Source organism: Thiohalocapsa halophila, assembly GCF_016583825.1.
In the GTDB taxonomy this organism is placed as follows: Bacteria; Pseudomonadota; Gammaproteobacteria; order Chromatiales; family Chromatiaceae; genus Thiohalocapsa; species Thiohalocapsa halophila.
The window spans coordinates 65,310-83,393 of the sequence record NZ_NRRV01000008.1 but is presented as its reverse complement, the minus strand read 5'-3'; the positions used below and the strand labels follow the sequence as shown (position 1 = coordinate 83,393).

The window sequence follows — 18,084 nt, the reverse complement described above, 5'->3', positions numbered from 1 at the left end:
CACACTCATTGGCAGCCCCGATGGGCGGCGCCGAGCCGTAGCTCGATGCGCCGCAACGGCAGTGCTGCCATACATCAGCAACCTCAACGCGCCGATGCCCAAGCCGCGGAATAGTACCCCGAATGCTGACTTTCCGCAAGGCGCAGACCAGCTCGCGCGGGCGTCCTGGGGGATTGACGTCGAGCCGCAAGCGGGCATCAATCGCCCTGCGCACGGCCCGGGCGCGGCGGGCGCTAAGCCTGGACAGGAGGCGCCGATTCCCTTGTAATCCGCGCCATGGCGACACCCGGCGTGCCAACTCCCGACGCTGGTCATGACCCGAGCCCGCACTCAGGCCCTCGCTCGAGTGCGGACACCGGCGGCGACCATGCCGCGCGCACGCGCGCGCTGGCACGCACGTCCGAGCTACTGGCCGCCGGCAGCGCGCTCATCCAAGAGCCCGTGCCGCGGCCGCGGATCGCCTTCGACCTGCGCGGTCGCTCGGCCGGGCAGTTTCGGGTGGACAGCCGCGGGTATGCCAGCATTCGCTACAACCCGGCGCTGCTCGCACGCCACGAGGCCGACTTCCTGGCCCAGACCGTGCCGCACGAGGTCGCCCACTACCTGGCCTTCCTGCGCTTCGGGCGGCGGATTCGCCCGCATGGACCGCAATGGCAGCAGCTTATGCGCGACTTGGGCGCCGACCCGCGCCGCTGCCACGATTTCGATGTCTCGGGGCTGACGGCGAGGCGCGTGCGCCGCCATCCCTACCACTGCCGCTGCGGTGAGCACGCCCTCACCAGCATCCGCCACCACCGCGTGCTGCGCGGGGTCAGTTATGTCTGCCGCGCCTGCGGCCAGGCCTTGCGCCCGGGCCGCCCACCCGCGGCGGAGCAGGAAAGCTGACGGCGCCGCCCCCATCTTCCCATCCCCGGGGCCGACCAGGCCCGTCGCAGCGCCGAGATGCCGAGGCGCAAACAGGACCCAAGCCACCATGCTGAGCAGCATTCGTACCTTCTTCAACACCCACTTGTCCCGTCCCGGCGAGCGCGCCCCCGAAGCCGCCGAGCAGGCGGTACGCCGCGCCGCCGCAGCGCTGTTGCTGGAGATGACGCACATGGAAGAGGCGCCGGAGACCATTGAGCGCGATACGGTCATGGCCCTGGTCCGCGAATGCTTCGGCATGACCTACTCGCAGGCCGAGGCCCTGCTGGGCTGCGCCGATGCCGAGCGTAAGGCGGCGACGGACTATTTCCAGTTCACATCGCTGATCAACGAGCACTACGGACCCGAGGACAAGGTCCGGCTGGTAGCGGCCTTGTGGCAGGTCGCCTACGCCGATGCGCGCCTCGGCCGCCACGAAGAGTACCTGGTCCGCAAGCTCTCGGAGCTACTCCATGTTCCGCAGGACGTGTTCATTCATGCCAAGCTCCAAGCCGAGCAGGCCGCGGCAGCCGGCGGCGGCTGAGCGGCCCGACCCCACCGGACCCGGCCTGCTCTGACCCGACGCGCATCGCACCGATGCCCATGCCCACCGACAGGAGACCGACATGCGCCTCGACACCAACGCACCGCTGCCACCGACACCGAGCATCTTCGGCGAGCTGGAGCGCAACTGGGGCTGGCTCCTGCTGTTTGGCCTGGTCTCCATTGTGCTAGGCACCCTGGGTCTCGGCATGACCTTCCTGCTGACCGAGTTCTCCGTGGTGTTCTTCGGCGTGCTGCTAGTGGCGGGCGGCGTCTTCCAGCTCCTGGATGCGATCAAGTGTCGCGGCTGGAAGAGCATCGCCTGGCATGTGCTCATCGCGCTGCTCTACGTGGTCACGGGTCTGCTCATGCTGCTGCAGACCGAGCTGGCCGCGCTGTCGCTCACCCTGATCATCGCCTACGCCCTCATCGCCGTCGGTATTCTGCGGACGATCATGGCCTTCCAGGTGCGCCCGTCGAAGGGCTGGTGGTGGCCGCTGCTGTCCGGCGTCGTCTCGGTGCTGTTGGGCGCGCTGATCCTGCTGGAGTGGCCGCAGTCCGGACTCTGGGTCATCGGACTGTTCATCGCCATCGAGCTCATCTTCAACGGCTGGGCCTATGTCTTCGTCGCGCTGGCGGCGCGTGCCGCAGCCAAGGAGCGCAAGGCCCGGGGGTCGGTGAGCGCCTGACGCGATTACGGCCTGCACGGCGGCAAAGGCCTGCGGATTGTCGACCATCGGCCTGCCGCGCCTGCCGCGCCTGCCGGCGGAATGGGAGCCGCAGGCCGCGGTGCTGCTCACCTGGCCGCATCCGGCGACGGACTGGGCAGCACAGATCGAAGCCGTCGAGGCGGTGTATCTGCGCATCGCCGCCGCGGTCACAGCCCGCCAGCGACTGCTCGTGGTCTGCAACGACGCCGGCCACCGCGCGCATGTGCGCGGGCGTCTTGCGGCCGCCGACATCCCCCTGGGGGCGGTCGCGCTGGCCATCGCGGCCAGCAACGACACCTGGACACGCGACCATGGCCCGCTGATTGTGCTCGACAGTGCCGCGCGGGCGCAGGCGGTGGACTTCCGCTTCAACGGTTGGGGCGGAAAGTTTCCGGCCGACCTGGATGACCGCATCACCGCGCGCCTGCATGCCGCGGGCTGGCTCGGCGACACGGCACTGACGGCGAGCCCGCTGGTGCTGGAGGGCGGTGCCATCGACACCGACGGGGCCGGCAACCTGCTGGCCGTGCGCCGGACCCTGCTGGACCCGGCGCGCAACCCGGGCTGGAATCAGGCGGCCATCGAGCAGGAGCTCGCGCGCACGCTGGGCATCCGGCGCTGTCTGTGGCTGGAGCAGGGCCAGCTCGACGGCGACGACACCGACGGCCACATCGACACCCTGGCGCGCTTGTGTGCCCCCGGCATCATTTGCCATGCCACGCCCCACCCGGCGGCATCCAAGGCCGAGCGCACTGCGCTCGCGGGGCTCCGGCGGGAGCTCGCCGCACTCCGGCGCACCGACGGCCGGCCCTACACGCTGGTGCCACTGCCGGCCCCCGCCCCGCTGACGGCGACAGACGGCAGCCCCCTGGCCGCGAGCTATGCCAACTTCTTGATCATCAACGACGCAGTGCTGATGCCTGGCTATGGCGATCCGGCGGATGCCGTCGCGGCCGAGCGTCTGGCCGCTTGCTTTCCCGGGCGCAGCGTCGAGATCATCGACTGCCGGGCGCTGATCCGCCAGGGCGGCAGCCTGCATTGCATCACCATGCAGCTGCCCGCCGCCGGCGCATGGCGCTAACCGCCGTCACGCGCCCCGCGCAGGTCCTGTGCCCGGGCCCCGCCGCTCAGGTCAGACCGACGTCAGCAGGCCCGACAGTCAGATGCTTACGGCCGGCATGGTGTGGGGCGTCGCTCCTCAGCCCGACCCACGGCAGATTCTTGCCCGCTGCGGGGCGCATCGACGCCCCAGTCCCCGGGGGCCATCAGTCGATGTTGCTGACCTTGGCGGCGTCGGTGGAGCCCTGCCCCTGCGCCCGAGTCCAGACGGGATGAGCGGCGAGCCGACGCCCTATGTCGGGCGTCGGGGCGGCGCCGGGAAGCTGCGCAGCGGCCCCGGCTGCCGGCGGGCGGGCAGAGGTAACGCTGATTCCGCCCTCGGCCGCCACCTGATTGCCGGCGGCGAGCACCAGCGTCAAACCGCTCGCGACAAGGGAAGGGAACATGACAACCTCCTGCAAATACAACCACCTTTGCGCCGGGCAGCGAGCCCGGCGACCTTTGGGTCATGACATTAGCATTCGCTTATATTTATGCCATGACAAAAGTGCAGCAAATTGCAACCCGAGCCCCCGCGAGCGCCGTCGCGCCCGAGGCCGACACCGCCGCCCGTGCATCGCGGATGCGCTCGGGCACCGTCACCGCGCTGCGCCTCGACCTGCGCTGGCAAAGCGACGCCGTACAGCACTGCGACAGCCTCTTTCTGCCCCAGGTGGATCTGGCGCGGTCGACCTTGCCTCGGCCAATCATGGCGGCGGTGATGGACAAGCCCGCCGGCCATCGCGCCACTTGCCGGTTCGAGCCCGGAGTGCTGCCGGCGAATCAGCATCCAGCGGAGCTGTTGACGCTGCAGCCGAATCAGTTCAACAAGCACTGTCTCGGCAGAGGCTCGGTGGAGCCGCGGCGCGGGCGCTTCTACCCCGGCGACATCCTGGTGGATGTGCCTAGCCGCCGCGGCAGCCAGGGCGCGCCGGTTCGCGTCACGGAGGTTTCGGCCGGCGGACTGCGACTGGACCCGAGCCACCCGTTGGCCGGCAAAGCACTGGAGGTGACCACCACCGTCGTCTCCGTGGCCGACGCGCCCCCCGCCGGCGCCGGTAGCGCCCGGGTTGCCGACCTGCTCGCAGTCCTCCCCGCCAACGGCCCCGGCATGCAGGGACGCTGGCGGGGCCGTCCCACGGATTTCTTCGCCGATGAGCCTTTCCTGCGCCTGGATGACAACGATCCGGCCTGGAGCCTGCGGGGACTGCCGCGACCCGCCGCGGACCAATACGCCGCCAGACTCGGCCACGCGGATCCGGTGTATGCGGTCTGGGCGCGACGCGCCAAGCCGGTGTGGCTCCGGCTCTGAGCCGCAGCGCCGGCGCTCGCGGCGCGTGGGTGGCCTGCGGTCAGGGCTCGATTTCGATGGGCGTGCCGTCGCCGACATAGCGCCAGATCTCGTCCACGGCGAGATTGGAGACGGCAATGCAGCCCTGGGTCCAGTCCTCGTCGCGCACTAGATCGCGCAGCTCGGCGAAGCGCGCGCCCCGAGGCTCGCCGTGGATCATGATGGCGCCGCCCGGATCCCAGCCCTCGGCGGCCGCACGCAGACGATCGTCGAGGCTCGGGTAGGAGATGTGCAGTGCCTTATAGAATTTGCTGCGGGCGTTGCGCCCGCTGATGGTATAGCGGCCTTCGGGGGTGCGATTGTCCCCCTGGCGCTGCTTGTGCCCCACCGGCTCGATACCGAGGCTGATGCGATAGGTCCGAAACGGCTCGCCATCGCGCATGAGATAGAGCCGGCGCTGGCGCTTCTTCACCAGAATCTTGTCCGCGACCATGGGGCTCTGTGCCTGCGCCTCTACAGGCTCCTGGGCACGCTTGACAGTACAGCCAGGCAGCACCGACATGGCCGCCACGGAGCCGGAGAGGCAGACAGCCAAGCCGAGGCCGGCGGAGCGAAGGAAGGCAGAAACCATGGCAACAAGCCTATTTGGGGTGGGAGCTTCGCATCCATTCCGCGCACCTTATTGGTGCACAGGAGCGGCAGCTCATACACGTATAGAGCCCAATATCTCCCTGAAGCGGCGATCTTACCAGGCTCCGGCGCAACCGGCCTGCCTCGGCGACGCCTTTGCCGCCGGGCGCATGCAGGCGCGCGGCGAGGCCGGCCCCATCCACGAAAACCCCAACGCCACCAATCATTAAAGCCACGTCAGAGTTGATCTGTGTCTTTGTCGGGCGCTGGCCGAGCGGAGTAGCTTAGGCGGCAAATCATCCGAGGAGGTCACCCATGGCACGCGTTCTGATTCTGGGCGCCGGCATTTCCGGACACACCACCGCCCGTTATCTCGGCAAGTGGATCGGCAACGAGCACGAGGTCATCGTCGTGTCGCCGAACGCCAAATGGAACTGGATTCCATCCAACATCTGGGTCGGCGTCGGCGAGATGACCGAGAAGCAGGTCACCTTCGAGCTCGAGCCCATCTACCGCAAGATCAACGTCAAGTTCCATCAGGCCCGGGCACTGTCCATCTATCCCGACGGCGGCGGCGCCATGCAGGAGCCGCACGTCATGATCGAGTACACCGACCCCGCCCGCAGCGGCGAGAGCGCGGCCATCCCCTACGACTACCTGGTCAACGCCACCGGGCCGAAGCTCAACTTCGGCGCCACGCCGGGCCTAGGGCCCGACGAAGGCTACACCACCTCCGTGTGCACGCCCCAGCACGCCCTGCACGCCAACGAGCAGCTGCAGGCGGCCATCACCGCGATGAAGCAAGGGCAGCAAAAGACCTTCGTCATCGGCACCGGCCATGGCATGTGCACCTGCCAGGGGGCCGCCTTCGAGTACATCTACAACGTCGACCACCTGCTGCGCCAGGCCGGCGTGCGCGACCGGGCACGGCTGGTGTGGATCAGCAACGAGTACGAGCTCGGCGACTTCGGCATGGGCGGCGTGCACATCAAGCGCGGCGGCTACATCACCAACGGCAAGGTGTTCGCCGAGTCCCTGATGGTGGAGCGCGGCATGGAGTGGATCGTGCGCGCGGCGGTCAAGCAGGTCGAGCCGGGCAAGCTCACCTACGAGCTCCTCGACGGCAGCGAGCACGAGCTGGAGTTCGACTTCGCAATGCTGATCCCGCCCTTTGCCGGCCAGCCGCTGAAGGCCTTCGACGCCACGGGCACCGACATCACCGCGGAGCTGTTCGCCCCCAACGGCTTCATGAAGGTGGACGGCGACTACACCCCCAAGCCCTACGAGGACTGGAGCAAGGAAGACTGGCCGCGCACCTACCAGACGCCGAAGTACAAGAACATCTTCGCCATCGGCATCGCCTTCGCACCGCCGCATCCCATCAGCAAGCCCATGAAAAGCACCAATGGCACGCCCATCAGCCCGACGCCGCCGCGCACCGGCATGCCGTCGGCGGCCATCGGCAAGGCGGTGGCGGAGAATATCCGCGACCTGCTACAGGGCGACGTAGAGCTCACCCACACCGCCTCCATGGCGGAGATGGGCGCCGCCTGTGTCGCCTCCACGGGCTTTCACATCTTCAAGGGCACGGCGGCCACCATGACGGTGTTCCCGGTGGTGCCGGACTACGAGACCTACCCGGAATACGGCCGGGACATGCATCTGACCTTCGGCGAGATCGGCCTCGCCGGCCACTGGATGAAGTACATCCTGCACCACGTGTTCATGTATCAAGCCAAGCTGCGCCCGGGCTGGTCCGTGCTGCCGGACTGAGCCGCATCCCCGAGCGGCGCAGCGGGGGCGCGTCTGTCCGCCTGCGTCGGCTCGGCACCTCCCGGCTTCAGGTCATCCAGTCATTCATCCAGAGGTTGCTCCATGTCCACCGACACCATACCCGCAAAGCCGAAGAACAAAGAGCCCTATCAACAGGCTTACTATCCACCGGTGCCCACTAAATTCGTTCGCTGGCTGCGCACCAGCGTCGTCTGGCAGTTCGTCCGGTTCTGGATCATCAACTTCAAGATCCTGCGGCTGCTGCTGAAGTCGCACCACTGACACAGCCCATCAACGCGCGGGGCGCCTGCCCCGCGCGCGCGCCAAGTTCATGGCGGTGGCCAAGGACGGCCCCATTCCGGTATCCGCCGAGCCTCGCGGACATTGGTTTCGCGACATTCACACAACCTAGCCGCTGCGCTCGGCATCGCCGTCGTCGAGCCCGGCGTCGCCCACCGCGAGCTCGCGCAGTGCCCGGGCGTCGGCGAGGTGGAGATGCACGTCCCGCTGCGGCTTGCTCTCAATCTGTGCCGCCGCCATCGCCTCCGACTTGGCCTGCACCAGGTCCTGCCAGGCAGCCGCCTCAACCAGTAGCTGCGCCTTCGGCAGCGGCTCCAGCTCCCCCGCCGGGATTTAGGGGTCGCCCCTACTGACGGGTTGGGGCGCATTGTCGGCCTCCTCGGCGACCAGCGACGCAGTGGGCAAGACCATGCACAACCCGAGCAATACGGCTAGCAGCAAAGGACGCACGACAATCTACCTAGGGGGCAAAAAGACGGTGCGGGCGGCGCCGAGTCGAGCGCCCCCATGCCGCAGACTCGCAAAAAAGCGTACCGGGCGGTGCAGGACCACCGCGCCAGGCGCACGCCCGGATGCAGCGCTCGGACAAGCGGCGCGATCTTCCCGCATGGCCTCGGAGCTTTGCATCCCGCCGTGGCTAACATTGCCCCTGATACACGACAAGCGGGCTCACGGATTGAGCCACCGTGTCGCCTATGCTGATATTGAGTGCACAGTCGTTAGAGTCCGCAACCCGTTTGCAATGGTGTTGACCAAGCGGGATCGGTGTCGGAATCGGTACCGCGTTGCACTAGATCGGAGCCAGGCAGTGTCGCAACACGCGCAGGAGACCCACCATGCCACGAGCCTCCCGCCTCGCCCAGCAGCCGCAGCTCGCCCTGGAGCCTGCCGGACACCCACGCCAGGCCCGGCCCATCGCGCTTCAGCACACCCAGCTCGCCGGCTTCCGCCACCACGAGGCCCCGCAGCTGTGGCCGGCATTGGCCCGACGCACGCAATTGACCCTGGAGCGCGAGCGCGACAATCCGCACGACCCGAATGCCGTCGCGCTGCGCTGGCGCGGGCGCAAGCTCGGCTATTTGCCGCGGGGCGAGAACCTCGTCGCCGCCCGACTGCTGGACCGCCAGCGCCGCTTGAGCGCCCGCATCGAGCGCCTGGACCCGACGGCGGAGCACAATGCGCGCATCGGCATCGAGGTGCTGATGTGCTAGTCGCGCATCCGCAACGCCGGGAGACGGCTCAGTCGCCCCCAGCAGGATCTGCGGCTGGACTCGAGGTCTCGCTCGCCATCTCGGCGCGATACTCGGCGCCGGGCGGCGCGACCTCGGCGAGCCAGGCGAGGAACAGCTCATAGCCCAGTGCCAGGATCACGGCGCCGACGAAGAGGCCGATGATGCCGGCGGCGATGAAGCCGCCAATGGCGCCGATGAAGATCACCGGCATGGGCACCGAGGCCCCGCGGCCCAGGAGCATGGGCTTTAGCACATTGTCGATGGAGCCGACGAAGAGCGCCCACAGCGCGAAGAGCACCGCCGTGGTGAGGTCCGCGGTGTAGAACAGATAGATCATCACCGGCAGCAGCACCGGAAAGGCGCCGATCTGCACCACGGCGAACAGCAGCGCCACCAGCGCCCAAAGCCCCGCCATGGGCACGCCGGCGGCGAGCATGCCGAGCCCCGCCAGCACCGCCTGGATGAGCGCCACGCCCAGGATGCCGCGGGAGACACTGCGCACCACACCCTCCGACAGGCGCACGAAGCGCAGGCCCCGCGTCCCGGCCAGGCGCCAGCCGATGGCATCGGCGGCGCGGCGGCCGGTGTCGCTCTTGGCCAGCAGCACCCCGGCGATGACGATGGCCATGACGAAATGCAGCAGGCCCATGCCGGCGCTGGTGGCCAGATGCAGGAGCCAGCCACCCAGCGCCTTCAGCTGCGGCTCCAGTGCGCGCAGGGTGTCTTGGATGTTGGTGGAGGCGTCGCGCCAGAGGGATTCGAGCTCAGGCCCGAACAGCGGCACACCGCTCAGGTCCGGCGGGGGCGGCACCTTGAGATCGCCGGTCTCGAACCCCTGGGCGAGCCACTCCGCCCCGTGCACCACGGTACCGCTCAGCATGGCCACGGGCACCAGCAGCACCAACAGCGCGATGACCACGAACGCCACCGAGGCGGGCACACTGCGCCCGCGCAGTAGGCCCAGCAGGCGCCGATAGCCCGGCCAGGTCGCCACTGCCAGGATGATGCCCCAGGCGATGGGCACCACGAAGGGCTCGATGATGCGGTAGCAAAGCAGTAGCAAGGCAGCGAGGAGGCCGATGCGGATGGCGGCCTCCACGGCCGGGTCGGGCTTTGCGCGGGGTCGTTGGGACTGCCTGAGGTGTGCCTGGGTATCGGTGGTGGCGGCGTCGCTCATGGCGTCACGGGCTCCCTGTTCAGTGTTCGTATGCGGGCGCCGGGCGGCGGCGCGTCGCGCTCAGCGCCGGGACGGGTCGGAAGGATCGGCATCGGCGGCCGTGTCGGCACCGCTCGCGGCATCTGCGGATCGATGCTCCCCACAGGCCGGCGGCACTGGATCGTAGCCCGAGTCGCCCCAGGGATGACAGCGGGCGATGCGCCGCAGCGCCAGCCAGCCGCCGCGGGCCGGCCCATGCCGCGCCAGCGCCTCCAGCGCATAGTCCGAGCAGGTGGGCAGAAAGCGGCAGCGCGGGCCGATCATCGGCGAGATGACGTATTTGTAGACCTTGATCAGCACCACCAGCGGTGCAATGGCGAGCCGCCGCCACTTAGGCCGCTCTACACTGGCCTCGGCCATGCTCCGCTCAGCCCGCCGCGGCCGGCGTCAGCAGCCCTTCGCGGCGCACGAAGTCCGCCACCGCCTCCAAGCCGTCGCCGGCGCGCAGGTTGGTGAGCACGAAGGGCCGCTCGCCGCGCATGCGCTTGGCGTCGCGCTCCATGACCTCCAAGGATGCGCCGACGTGGGGCGCCAGATCGATCTTGTTGATCACCAGCAGATTCGATCGGGTGATGCCGGGGCCGCCCTTGCGGGGGATCTTCTCCCCTTCCGAGACGTCGATGACATAGATGGTGAGATCGGCCAGCTCCGGGCTGAAGGTGGCCGCCAGGTTGTCGCCGCCACTCTCGATGAAGATCAGGTCCAGGTCCGGAAACCGGGTCTGGAGGTCTTCCACCGCGGCGAGATTCATGGAGGCATCCTCGCGGATGGCCGTGTGCGGGCAGCCGCCGGTCTCGACCCCCATGATGCGTGCCTCCGGCAGGGCCTCGGAGCGGATCAGGAGCTCCGCGTCCTCGCGGGTGTAGATGTCGTTGGTGACCACGGCGATCTCGTAGTCGCCGCGCAGGCGCTTGCAGAGCGCGTCCAGCAGCGCCGTCTTGCCGGAGCCGACGGGGCCGCCGACGCCGACGCGCAGGGGGGTCTTGTCAGTCATGGGTCGGGACCGAAAGCAGGAACAGTCAGGGACACTAGGACCGGAACAGCCGCGTGTATTGGCGCTCGTGGCAGGCGCTCGCAATAGCCAGCGCCGGGCTGGATGCACCGATGTCATCGTCCCCCAAGCCGCACGCCAGGTCCACCGCGGCCGGAATCTCCGCGGCGATGCGCATCAGCACCCGCTGCCCGTCGCTCTGCCCCAGCGGCACCAGCTTCACCGCCGCGAGCACCAGGTTCTCGGCCCAGGCGAAGGCGAGCCCGCCGAGGGCGTCGGCCACCGGGATCTGCCAGCGCACGGCGGCGAAGGCGAAGCCCGCGGTCTGGCTCTGCGCCAGCAGGTCCCGCCAGTCGGCGCTGCCCGGCAGGTCCCAGGCGCGCAGCAGATCGGCCATGGCCCGCCCGCGCTGGCGCTCCTCGGCGCGCAGCTCGCTGGTCTCCCGGGCCGCCAGCAGCAGGTGCGTCCACTGCGCGAGGCCATCTTGATCGTCGGCCGCCACCGCCGCCATCATGCGTGCGGCGATGGGCAGGTCCAGCCATGCCAGCGTAGCCTTGAGCTCGCCGGTGAGCCAGCGCTCGGCGTCCTTGGCATCGCCGAGCCAGCCGGACTCCACCGCCCATTCCAGACCCTGCGAATAGGTGAAGCCGCCCACCGGCAGCGACGGGCTCACCAGGTGCATGAGCCGCAGCGATGCAGTCTGCACCCCCGGCGCGGTGTCAGTCGTGCTCGTGCCCATCATGCCCGTGCCCGTGACCATGCCGGTGGCCGCCGCCGTAGGCGCCGGGCTCCGGCTCAAAGGGCGCCTGCGCATGGCTCACATCGAGGCCCAGGCCCCGCACCAGATCATCGAGGACGTGATCGCGCAGCCAGCACAGGCGCCCCGCGGCGATCTGCAGGGCGACGTGGCGGTTGCCCAGGTGATAGCAGGCGCGGGCCAGCAGCAGCGGATCAGTGCTCTCGGCGCAGGACAGCGGCTCGGCTGCGGCGACGATGCGCACCACCAGGCCGCCGTCGGCGCCCAGCAGGTCGCCGTCGCGCAGCACCTCGCCGCGCGGCACCAGGATGCCCGCCTCGCGGCCGTCGTCCAATCGGATGCGCTGGCGGGAGCGCTGGCGCTGATCCAGCGTCAAGTGCGCGGTGGCGCGCTCCCCGACGGCTTCGGGCAGACGCCGCGTGAGCATCGGTACGCCCGCATCAGGCATCGCCCGCCTTCCCCAAGCGTGCGCGGATCGCGGCAACATAACCGAGCAGGTCGTCCAGGTGATACTCAACGACATCCCACACGGCTGCGGGGTCGACGGCCTGGTACCCGTTCACCAGGATGTTGCGAAAACCAACCATATCGCTGAGCACGGGCCCGAGCTGCGCAGGCACCCAGCCCGCGCGCGCCAGCAGCTCGAACAGGGCGCGATTGTGCTCCGGCTCACCGAGCCGATCATCGGAGACGATATGCGACGCCACATCCAGTGCCGCCTGGATCGCGACCTGGAGCGTGTGCTCGACGAAGCGCTCTTCGCGAATGTCCTGCTCGATGCGCGCCGGCTCGGCGAAGCGGCGCAGATCCCCGACGCAGGTCTCGATGAAGGCGAGCTTCTTGCGGACGAGATCCGCGTCGGTCATCGGCCGGCCTCATCGCGCCCACGGCGATAGCGCTCCAGGTGCGGCAGCAGGTCGAAGTACTCGTTGCGGGCGCGCACCTCGAAGCGGATGCGCGCCGAGCGGTCGCGCTCCAAGAGCAAGACACCATCGCGCAGCACCCGGTGCACCAGGTCGACCGGCGCCCGATTCAGCACCACCAAATCGACCCGCCGCCCGCCCAGCGCACCGGTCAACCGATCTGCCAGATCCAGATGCAGCCCGGCCAGCGTCCGCGGCGGATCGTCACGGAACAGCACGGCCAGATCCACGTCGCTGTCCGGCCGATCCTCACCGCGCGCAACGCTCCCGAAGAGATAGGCACAAAGGAGATCGCCATCCTCGCCGCGGAGCGCGTCGGTCAACTTTTCCACAAACGGCATGGCTATCTCTCGGACGCCGTGCAATGGCGCCAGGCGCGCAGTCGCGGCACACGAAGCCTTGCGAGCCGTGACACCGAGCAGAGACTGGGCATGTATGGCCATAACCTCCGCAGCTTCAGTGCGCTATAGCTCGGGTCGGCGACAGCGTAACCCAACAATCAAAGGGTTAGGCGAGCACCTTGTCCGCAGCCAACCTGTGGCTCTGCCGCGGGCTCGGTCAGGGCGCAGAGCGCCCGGCGACTCGTGACACCGCGCAGCGGTGTCACGAGCCCTCAGCCCCTCGAGCCTAAAAAAGAAAATACCGCTGCGCCATCGGCAGCACATCCGCCGGCTCACAGGTGAGCAGCTGCCCGTCGGCGCGCACCTGGTAGGTCTGCGGGTCCACCTCGAGCTTGGGCTGCCAGGCGTTGTGGATCATGTCCGCCTTGGTGACTTGACGCACGTCGCGGGCGACGCCGATGAGCCGCTTCAGGTCGAGCTTCTGTGCCACGGCGTCCTGCATGGCCCAGGCGGAGACGAAGGTCATGCTGGTCTCGCCCACCGCACGCCCCACAGCCGCGAACATGGGCCGGTAGTGCACCGGCTGCGGCGTCGGGATGGAGGCGTTCGGATCGCCCATGACGGCGGTGGCGATCATGCCGCCCTTGAGCACCAGGCTCGGCTTGGTACCGAAGAAGGCCGGGCGCCAGAGCACCAGGTCCGCAAGCTTGCCCACCTCGACGCTGCCCACCTCGTGGGCGATGCCGTGGGTGATGGCCGGGTTGACGGTGTACTTGGCGACATAGCGCTTGGCGCGGGCGTTGTCGTGCTCGGCCGGGTCGCTCAGGCCATCGGGCGATGACAGGCTGCCGAGCTGCACCTTCATCTTGTGCGCCGTCTGCCAGGTGCGGGTGATGGACTCCCCGACCCGACCCATAGCCTGGCTGTCGGAGGCGATCATGCTGAAGGCGCCGAGATCATGCAGGATGTCTTCGGCGGCGATGGTCTCTTTGCGGATGCGCGACTCCGCGAAGGCCACGTCCTCCGGGATGGACGGCGAGAGGTGATGGCAGACCATCAGCATGTCGAGATGCTCGTCCACGGTATTCACCGTGTAGGGCCGCGTCGGGTTGGTAGACGACGGCAGCACATTGGCCAGGCCCGCGGCCTTGATGATGTCCGGCGCATGGCCGCCGCCGGCGCCCTCGGTGTGGTAGGTGTGGATGCAGCGGTCCTTGAAGGCGGCGATGGTGTCCTCGACGAAGCCGGACTCGTTCAGGGTGTCGGTGTGGATGGCCACCTGCACGTCCATCTTCTCGGCGACGCCCAGGCAGCAGTCGATGGCCGCCGGCGTGGTACCCCAGTCCTCGTGCAGCTTGAGGCCCATGGCCCCGGCGCGGATCTGCTCCTCCAGCGGGTTCGGCAGGCTGCCGTTGCCCTTACCGAGAAAGCCCAGATTCATCGGCAGGTACTCGGCGGCCTGGAGCATGCGCTGAATGTTCCAGGGGCCGGGTGTGCAGGTGGTGGCATTGGTGCCCGTGGCCGGACCGGTGCCGCCGCCCAGCATCGTGGTGACGCCGGAGGTCAGGGCCTCGTCCACCTGCTGCGGGCAGATGAAGTGGATGTGGGCGTCGATGCCGCCGGCGGTGACGATCATGCCCTCGCCGGCGATGGCCTCGGTGCCGGGCCCGACCAGGATCTCCACGCCGGCCTGGGTGTCCGGATTGCCGGCCTTGCCGATGCCGGCAATGCGCCCGTTCTTGATGCCGATGTCGGCCTTGACGATGCCCCAGTGGTCCAGGATCAGGGCATTGGTGATGACGGTGTCCACCACCTCGTCCGCCTGGCGCTGACATTGGCCCATGCCGTCGCGGATGACCTTGCCGCCGCCGAACTTGACCTCGTCGCCGTAGACCGTGTGGTCGCGCTCCACCTGGATGATGAGCTCGGAGTCGCCGAGCCTGACCCGATCACCTGTGGTCGGGCCGAACATGGACGCATAGGCGTCGCGGCCGATCCTGCTCATGGCGTGTCACCTCCGTCGGCACCGGTAGCCGGTGCGTCGCTGCTCGGGTCGAGCGGGCCCATCACCTGGGCGTTGAAGCCATAGACCGCTCGCGCGCCGGCATAGGGCACTAGCTCGACGGTGCGGCTCTGTCCGGGCTCGAAGCGCACGGCGGTGCCGGCCGGAATATCCAGCCGGTGGCCGCGGGTGGGCTCGCGCTCGAAGCTGAGCGCCGAGTTGGTCTCGTAGAAATGGTAGTGGGAGCCCACCTGGATAGGCCGGTCACCGGTGTTGGCCACAGCGACCCTGAGCACCGGGCGGCCGGCGTTGAGCTCGATGTCACCGGGGGCGGTGAAGACTTCGCCTGGAATCATAGTTCGCTGCGCTCCAAGTAACGAGTTTCGAGGGGCTAGTATGGAGGGGCGATTATCGAGGGGCGAGTACCGAGGCTTCGCGGATCTACCTGGAACGGCCCGCCCCTCGCGACTCGTCACTCGTCACTCGTCATTCGACACTCGTCACTCGTCATTCGACACTCGTCACTCCCTACACAATCGGATCGTGCACGGTCACCAGCTTGGTGCCGTCCGGGAAGGTGGCCTCCACCTGCACGTCGGGAATCATCTCGGGCACCCCCTCCATGACGTCGTCTCGGGTCAGCAGCGTTCGGCCGTAGTCCATCAGCTCGGCAACGGTGCGCCCGTCGCGGGCGCCTTCGAGGATGGCGCAGCTGATGTAGGCGACGGCCTCCGGGTAGTTGAGCTTCAGGCCCCGGTCCCGGCGGCGCTCCGCCAGCAGCCCGGCCGTGAACAGCAGCAGCTTGTCTTTCTCGCGCGGTGTCAGGTCCATGGCGCCCTCTCAGGGATGAACGGCTGTGCGGGCGGCCTGCTCGGTCGGCCAAGCGGCATCAGGTAGCCCAGATGCGCGGCGGCGCCGGGGCGAGGCCCAGCAGACGCGGCCGCAGCGCCGCCCACAGCGCACAGAATACCCGTTGCACGGGCTCTGTTGTATCCGCCAGTGCCCGCGCCACCAGCAGATCGTCGAGGCGGCTGACCCCGGTCAGTGTCCCGGGCGCGTCGCTGCAGACGGCCACCGCCGCATCCAAATCCGCCTGCTCGGCACCGGTGGCAATGAAGGTGCCGGACACCGCCCGCCCGCGCAGGCCGCCCGGGCGCACCAAATCAGCTGCGTCGCACAGGCGCAGGCGATCGGCCAGCAGCGCGCGGCCGTCCCGCGACACCCGTAGCGCCGCATCCAGGCTGCCGGCGGTGAAGCGCTCGCCGATCACCGGCCGGCCGAGGGCGAGCACCTCCCAGCCGAGAAACCGCGCATTGCCGCGGAGCTGGATTTCGGTTCGGCTCGCCACCTGCGCCCCCGGGAAGAGGATCGCCGGCTGCGGCAGCCACTCCAGCACGCCGCCCGGCGCGACCGCGAGCACTTGGGCTTGATGGGCCCAATCGCCGGCGCTGCGATAGAACTTCGCCGCCCCCGGGGTGGTGGCCAGAGCGTGGGCGCCGGCGGCGATGTCGAGACGCACATCCAGCACATCGCCGCCGACGACGCCGCCCGGCGGGTGCAGCGGGTAGAGATGGCAGGGCGCACCCTCGGGGTGGAAGGCGCGCTGCAGCGTCAACGGGCCCAGCTGGTGCTTGTGGGCCAGCACTGTGCGCGGGCCGCTCGGGCCGGGGCGCCGCTCGCAGTGCAGGTGGAGCTCGGCGCGCCAGCCCACGGGCGGGACCTCCTCCGACGCAGAGACCGCGGCCGCGGGCCGAGGGCTCACATCGGGAAGCCGCCGCCGGGCGGGAAGCCACCGGGCGGCATACCGCCGCCGGGTCCACCCATTCCCCCCATGCCGGGCGGCAGCCGGCCCTGCATCTGGCGCATCGCCTTGGCCATGTTGCCGCCTTTCATCTTTTTCATCATCTTCTGCATTTGCGTGAACTGTTTCAGCAGCTTGTTCACGTCCTGCACCTGGGTGCCGGAGCCCATGGCGATGCGCTTGCGCCGGCTGCCCTTGATAATCTGCGGATGGGCCCGCTCCATGGGTGTCATGGAGTCGACGATGGCAATGAGCTTGACGACTTCTTTGTCGTTCACCTGGTTCTTGACCTGGTCCGGCACCTGGCCCATGCCCGGGAGCTTGTCCATGAGGCCGGCCATGCCGCCGAACTGGCTCATCTGCTTCAGCTGGTCGCGGAAGTCCGTCAGGTCGAAGCCCTTGCCCTTTTTGAGCTTCTTCGCGAGCTTCTCGGCCTGCTGGTGGTCCACCTTCTGCTGGACCTCTTCCACCAGGGAGACCACGTCGCCCATGCCGAGGATGCGCGAGGCCACCCGGTCCGGGTGGAAGGGCTCCAGCGCCGTGCTGCGCTCACCGGTGCCGAGGAACTTGATGGGCTTGCCGGTAACCTCGCGGATTGACAGCGCCGCACCGCCGCGGGCGTCGCCGTCCGCCTTGGTCAGGATGACGCCCGTCAGCGGCAGCGCGTCGTGGAAGGCCTTGGCGGTCTTGGCCGCGTCCTGACCCGTCATGCTGTCCACGACGAACAGGGTCTCCGCCGGCGACAGCGACGCCTCCAGCGCTTGGATCTCGGCCATCATCGCCTCGTCGATGGCCAGCCGACCGGCGGTGTCGACGATCAGCACGTCCTTGAACTGCTTCTTGGCCGCAGCCACGGCACCCTCGGCGATGGCCGTCGGCTGCTGGTCCGAGGTGCTCGGGAAGCAATCGACGCCGACGTCCTTGGCGACGCTCTCCAGCTGGTCGATAGCCGCCGGGCGGTAGACGTCGGTGCTGACCACCATGACCTTCTTGCCCTGGCGCTCCTTCAGAAAGCGCGCGAGCTTGCCCGTGGTCGTGGTCTTACCCGACCCCTGTAGGCCCGCCATCAGGATCACCGCCGGCGGCTGCACGTTCAGCGCCAGTCCCTCGTTGGACTCGCCCATCAGCGCCGTCAGCTCGTCGTTGACGATCTTGATCAGCACCTGGCCCGGCGTCAGGCTCTTCGTGACGTCCGCGCCCAGGGCGCGCTCGCGCACCCGCTCCACGAAGCCGCGCACCACCGGCAGGGCGACGTCGGCCTCCAGCAGTGCCATGCGCACCTCGCGCAGGGTATCCTTGATGTTGTCCTCGGTAAGCCGGGCCTGGCCACGCAGGCCCTTGAGCACCTCGCCGAAGCGCTCCTGCAAGCTGTCGAACATGGTGTGTACTTTCGCTAACGGGGTGGGACAAACGGGATGACACCGGCCGGGTAGCCTGACAGCGTCGGCATCGATCTCCCAGGGTTATCAGATGGGGACACCGTACCGGCGTTGCCGCCGACGGCAAGCGCAGTCGTTAACCTAAATCAAGGCAGCCGCAAAGAACAGCCCGCCGGCCGGTTTGTCCAGGCTCT

At 68.7% G+C, this 18,084-nt stretch carries 23 protein-coding genes; 8 read left to right on the top strand and 15 right to left on the bottom strand.

Annotation, left to right across the window (positions count from 1 at the left end):
* Nucleotides 1–291: 291 nt before the first annotated feature.
* The 4 genes from CKO31_RS05210 to CKO31_RS05195 all read left to right on the top strand — a co-directional run bounded on the left by CKO31_RS05210 (nucleotide 292) and on the right by CKO31_RS05195 (nucleotide 3,237).
* Entirely contained in the window at nucleotides 292–885 is a 594-nt protein-coding gene (locus CKO31_RS05210; RefSeq protein WP_200234666.1) for a SprT family zinc-dependent metalloprotease, read from the top strand.
* An 88-nt stretch (nucleotides 886–973) separates the two neighbouring features.
* Entirely contained in the window at nucleotides 974–1,447 is a 474-nt protein-coding gene (locus tag CKO31_RS05205) for a tellurite resistance TerB family protein (protein WP_200234664.1), read from the top strand.
* An 82-nt stretch (nucleotides 1,448–1,529) separates the two neighbouring features.
* Nucleotides 1,530–2,135: an HdeD family acid-resistance protein gene (locus tag CKO31_RS05200; RefSeq protein ID WP_200234662.1), complete on the top strand. Its 606-nt coding sequence runs from the start codon at nucleotides 1,530–1,532 to the stop codon at nucleotides 2,133–2,135.
* Nucleotides 2,136–2,172: 37 nt separating this feature from the next.
* The gene (locus tag CKO31_RS05195) at nucleotides 2,173–3,237 is read left to right on the top strand and encodes an agmatine deiminase family protein (protein WP_306341709.1); all 1,065 of its coding nucleotides are present in this window, start codon (nucleotides 2,173–2,175) and stop codon (nucleotides 3,235–3,237) included.
* A gap of 184 nt (nucleotides 3,238–3,421) precedes the next feature.
* Here the strand turns inward: CKO31_RS05195 and CKO31_RS05190 are convergent, their stop codons facing one another.
* The gene (locus CKO31_RS05190; RefSeq protein WP_200234661.1) at nucleotides 3,422–3,661 is read right to left on the bottom strand and encodes a hypothetical protein; all 240 of its coding nucleotides are present in this window, start codon (nucleotides 3,659–3,661) and stop codon (nucleotides 3,422–3,424) included.
* A 92-nt stretch (nucleotides 3,662–3,753) separates the two neighbouring features.
* Between CKO31_RS05190 and CKO31_RS05185 the strand changes: the two genes are divergently transcribed.
* Complete coding sequence (locus CKO31_RS05185) at nucleotides 3,754–4,566, top strand: peptidylprolyl isomerase (protein WP_200234659.1); 813 nt, start codon at nucleotides 3,754–3,756, stop codon at nucleotides 4,564–4,566.
* 40 nt (nucleotides 4,567–4,606) lie between these two features.
* On the opposite strand, the gene CKO31_RS05180 is transcribed toward CKO31_RS05185, so the two are convergent.
* Nucleotides 4,607–5,176: a L,D-transpeptidase family protein gene (locus CKO31_RS05180; RefSeq protein WP_242475159.1), complete on the bottom strand. Its 570-nt coding sequence runs from the start codon at nucleotides 5,174–5,176 to the stop codon at nucleotides 4,607–4,609.
* A 314-nt stretch (nucleotides 5,177–5,490) separates the two neighbouring features.
* Here CKO31_RS05180 and CKO31_RS05175 point away from each other — a divergent pair, with 314 nt between their 5' ends.
* Entirely contained in the window at nucleotides 5,491–6,948 is a 1,458-nt protein-coding gene (locus CKO31_RS05175; protein ID WP_200234657.1) for an NAD(P)/FAD-dependent oxidoreductase, read from the top strand.
* Between the two features lie 102 nt (nucleotides 6,949–7,050).
* Nucleotides 7,051–7,230, top strand: a complete 180-nt coding sequence (locus CKO31_RS05170; protein ID WP_200234655.1) for a hypothetical protein — start codon at nucleotides 7,051–7,053, stop codon at nucleotides 7,228–7,230.
* 126 nt (nucleotides 7,231–7,356) lie between these two features.
* On the opposite strand, the gene CKO31_RS05165 is transcribed toward CKO31_RS05170, so the two are convergent.
* The gene (locus CKO31_RS05165; RefSeq protein ID WP_200234653.1) at nucleotides 7,357–7,509 is read right to left on the bottom strand and encodes a hypothetical protein; all 153 of its coding nucleotides are present in this window, start codon (nucleotides 7,507–7,509) and stop codon (nucleotides 7,357–7,359) included.
* Nucleotides 7,510–8,084: 575 nt separating this feature from the next.
* Between CKO31_RS05165 and CKO31_RS05160 the strand changes: the two genes are divergently transcribed.
* The gene (locus CKO31_RS05160; protein ID WP_200234651.1) at nucleotides 8,085–8,459 is read left to right on the top strand and encodes an HIRAN domain-containing protein; all 375 of its coding nucleotides are present in this window, start codon (nucleotides 8,085–8,087) and stop codon (nucleotides 8,457–8,459) included.
* Nucleotides 8,460–8,487: 28 nt separating this feature from the next.
* On the opposite strand, the gene CKO31_RS05155 is transcribed toward CKO31_RS05160, so the two are convergent.
* The 12 genes from CKO31_RS05155 to ffh form a co-directional block, all read right to left on the bottom strand.
* Nucleotides 8,488–9,657, bottom strand: coding sequence for an AI-2E family transporter (locus CKO31_RS05155; RefSeq protein ID WP_200234649.1), 1,170 nt, complete (start codon nucleotides 9,655–9,657; stop codon nucleotides 8,488–8,490).
* A 60-nt stretch (nucleotides 9,658–9,717) separates the two neighbouring features.
* A complete protein-coding gene (yidD, locus tag CKO31_RS05150; protein WP_200234647.1) occupies nucleotides 9,718–10,056 on the bottom strand; it encodes a membrane protein insertion efficiency factor YidD in 339 nt (112 codons plus the stop codon).
* Nucleotides 10,057–10,063: 7 nt separating this feature from the next.
* Nucleotides 10,064–10,690 carry an urease accessory protein UreG gene (gene ureG, locus CKO31_RS05145; protein WP_200234645.1) on the bottom strand — a complete coding sequence of 209 codons (627 nt, stop codon included), beginning with the start codon at nucleotides 10,688–10,690 and terminating at the stop codon, nucleotides 10,064–10,066.
* A 34-nt stretch (nucleotides 10,691–10,724) separates the two neighbouring features.
* Complete coding sequence (locus CKO31_RS05140) at nucleotides 10,725–11,447, bottom strand: urease accessory protein UreF (protein WP_242475158.1); 723 nt, start codon at nucleotides 11,445–11,447, stop codon at nucleotides 10,725–10,727.
* The gene (gene ureE / locus CKO31_RS05135; protein ID WP_200234720.1) at nucleotides 11,407–11,871 is read right to left on the bottom strand and encodes an urease accessory protein UreE; all 465 of its coding nucleotides are present in this window, start codon (nucleotides 11,869–11,871) and stop codon (nucleotides 11,407–11,409) included. Before ureE ends, CKO31_RS05140 begins: the two co-directional genes overlap by 41 nt.
* A gap of 13 nt (nucleotides 11,872–11,884) precedes the next feature.
* Entirely contained in the window at nucleotides 11,885–12,310 is a 426-nt protein-coding gene (hepT, locus tag CKO31_RS05130; protein WP_200234644.1) for a type VII toxin-antitoxin system HepT family RNase toxin, read from the bottom strand.
* Nucleotides 12,307–12,708: a type VII toxin-antitoxin system MntA family adenylyltransferase antitoxin gene (gene mntA / locus CKO31_RS05125; RefSeq protein ID WP_200234642.1), complete on the bottom strand. Its 402-nt coding sequence runs from the start codon at nucleotides 12,706–12,708 to the stop codon at nucleotides 12,307–12,309. The genes hepT and mntA overlap by 4 nt, the downstream gene beginning before the upstream one ends.
* Before the next feature lie 286 nt (nucleotides 12,709–12,994).
* Nucleotides 12,995–14,713: an urease subunit alpha gene (gene ureC / locus CKO31_RS05120; RefSeq protein ID WP_200234640.1), complete on the bottom strand. Its 1,719-nt coding sequence runs from the start codon at nucleotides 14,711–14,713 to the stop codon at nucleotides 12,995–12,997.
* On the bottom strand, nucleotides 14,710–15,066 hold the full coding sequence (locus CKO31_RS05115; protein WP_200234638.1) for an urease subunit beta: 357 nt from the start codon (nucleotides 15,064–15,066) through the stop codon (nucleotides 14,710–14,712). Before CKO31_RS05115 ends, ureC begins: the two co-directional genes overlap by 4 nt.
* 172 nt (nucleotides 15,067–15,238) lie before the next feature.
* A complete protein-coding gene (gene ureA, locus CKO31_RS05110; RefSeq protein WP_200234636.1) occupies nucleotides 15,239–15,541 on the bottom strand; it encodes an urease subunit gamma in 303 nt (100 codons plus the stop codon).
* Nucleotides 15,542–15,599: 58 nt separating this feature from the next.
* Complete coding sequence (locus CKO31_RS05105) at nucleotides 15,600–16,421, bottom strand: urease accessory protein UreD (RefSeq protein WP_322789095.1); 822 nt, start codon at nucleotides 16,419–16,421, stop codon at nucleotides 15,600–15,602.
* Nucleotides 16,422–16,468: 47 nt separating this feature from the next.
* Nucleotides 16,469–17,890 carry a signal recognition particle protein gene (ffh, locus tag CKO31_RS05100; RefSeq protein WP_200234632.1) on the bottom strand — a complete coding sequence of 474 codons (1,422 nt, stop codon included), beginning with the start codon at nucleotides 17,888–17,890 and terminating at the stop codon, nucleotides 16,469–16,471.
* Nucleotides 17,891–18,084 lie beyond the last annotated feature (194 nt).

What these genes read in the sequence shown, in the direction of transcription:
- CKO31_RS05200 (WP_200234662.1), top strand. Translation starts at nt 1,530, where the DNA reads ATGCGCCTCGACACCAACGCACCGCTGCCACCGACACCGAGCATCTTC.
- hepT (WP_200234644.1), bottom strand. Translation starts at nt 12,310, where the DNA reads ATGACCGACGCGGATCTCGTCCGCAAGAAGCTCGCCTTCATCGAGACC.
- CKO31_RS05155 (WP_200234649.1), bottom strand. Translation starts at nt 9,657, where the DNA reads ATGAGCGACGCCGCCACCACCGATACCCAGGCACACCTCAGGCAGTCC.
- CKO31_RS05175 (WP_200234657.1), top strand. Translation starts at nt 5,491, where the DNA reads ATGGCACGCGTTCTGATTCTGGGCGCCGGCATTTCCGGACACACCACC.
- ureG (WP_200234645.1), bottom strand. Translation starts at nt 10,690, where the DNA reads ATGACTGACAAGACCCCCCTGCGCGTCGGCGTCGGCGGCCCCGTCGGC.
- CKO31_RS05180 (WP_242475159.1), bottom strand. Translation starts at nt 5,176, where the DNA reads ATGGTTTCTGCCTTCCTTCGCTCCGCCGGCCTCGGCTTGGCTGTCTGC.
- mntA (WP_200234642.1), bottom strand. Translation starts at nt 12,708, where the DNA reads ATGCCGTTTGTGGAAAAGTTGACCGACGCGCTCCGCGGCGAGGATGGC.
- ureE (WP_200234720.1), bottom strand. Translation starts at nt 11,871, where the DNA reads ATGCTCACGCGGCGTCTGCCCGAAGCCGTCGGGGAGCGCGCCACCGCG.
- ffh (WP_200234632.1), bottom strand. Translation starts at nt 17,890, where the DNA reads ATGTTCGACAGCTTGCAGGAGCGCTTCGGCGAGGTGCTCAAGGGCCTG.
- CKO31_RS05185 (WP_200234659.1), top strand. Translation starts at nt 3,754, where the DNA reads ATGACAAAAGTGCAGCAAATTGCAACCCGAGCCCCCGCGAGCGCCGTC.
- CKO31_RS05160 (WP_200234651.1), top strand. Translation starts at nt 8,085, where the DNA reads ATGCCACGAGCCTCCCGCCTCGCCCAGCAGCCGCAGCTCGCCCTGGAG.
- CKO31_RS05170 (WP_200234655.1), top strand. Translation starts at nt 7,051, where the DNA reads ATGTCCACCGACACCATACCCGCAAAGCCGAAGAACAAAGAGCCCTAT.
- CKO31_RS05190 (WP_200234661.1), bottom strand. Translation starts at nt 3,661, where the DNA reads ATGTTCCCTTCCCTTGTCGCGAGCGGTTTGACGCTGGTGCTCGCCGCC.
- CKO31_RS05140 (WP_242475158.1), bottom strand. Translation starts at nt 11,447, where the DNA reads ATGGTCACGGGCACGGGCATGATGGGCACGAGCACGACTGACACCGCG.
- ureA (WP_200234636.1), bottom strand. Translation starts at nt 15,541, where the DNA reads ATGGACCTGACACCGCGCGAGAAAGACAAGCTGCTGCTGTTCACGGCC.
- ureC (WP_200234640.1), bottom strand. Translation starts at nt 14,713, where the DNA reads ATGAGCAGGATCGGCCGCGACGCCTATGCGTCCATGTTCGGCCCGACC.
- CKO31_RS05205 (WP_200234664.1), top strand. Translation starts at nt 974, where the DNA reads ATGCTGAGCAGCATTCGTACCTTCTTCAACACCCACTTGTCCCGTCCC.
- CKO31_RS05115 (WP_200234638.1), bottom strand. Translation starts at nt 15,066, where the DNA reads ATGATTCCAGGCGAAGTCTTCACCGCCCCCGGTGACATCGAGCTCAAC.
- yidD (WP_200234647.1), bottom strand. Translation starts at nt 10,056, where the DNA reads ATGGCCGAGGCCAGTGTAGAGCGGCCTAAGTGGCGGCGGCTCGCCATT.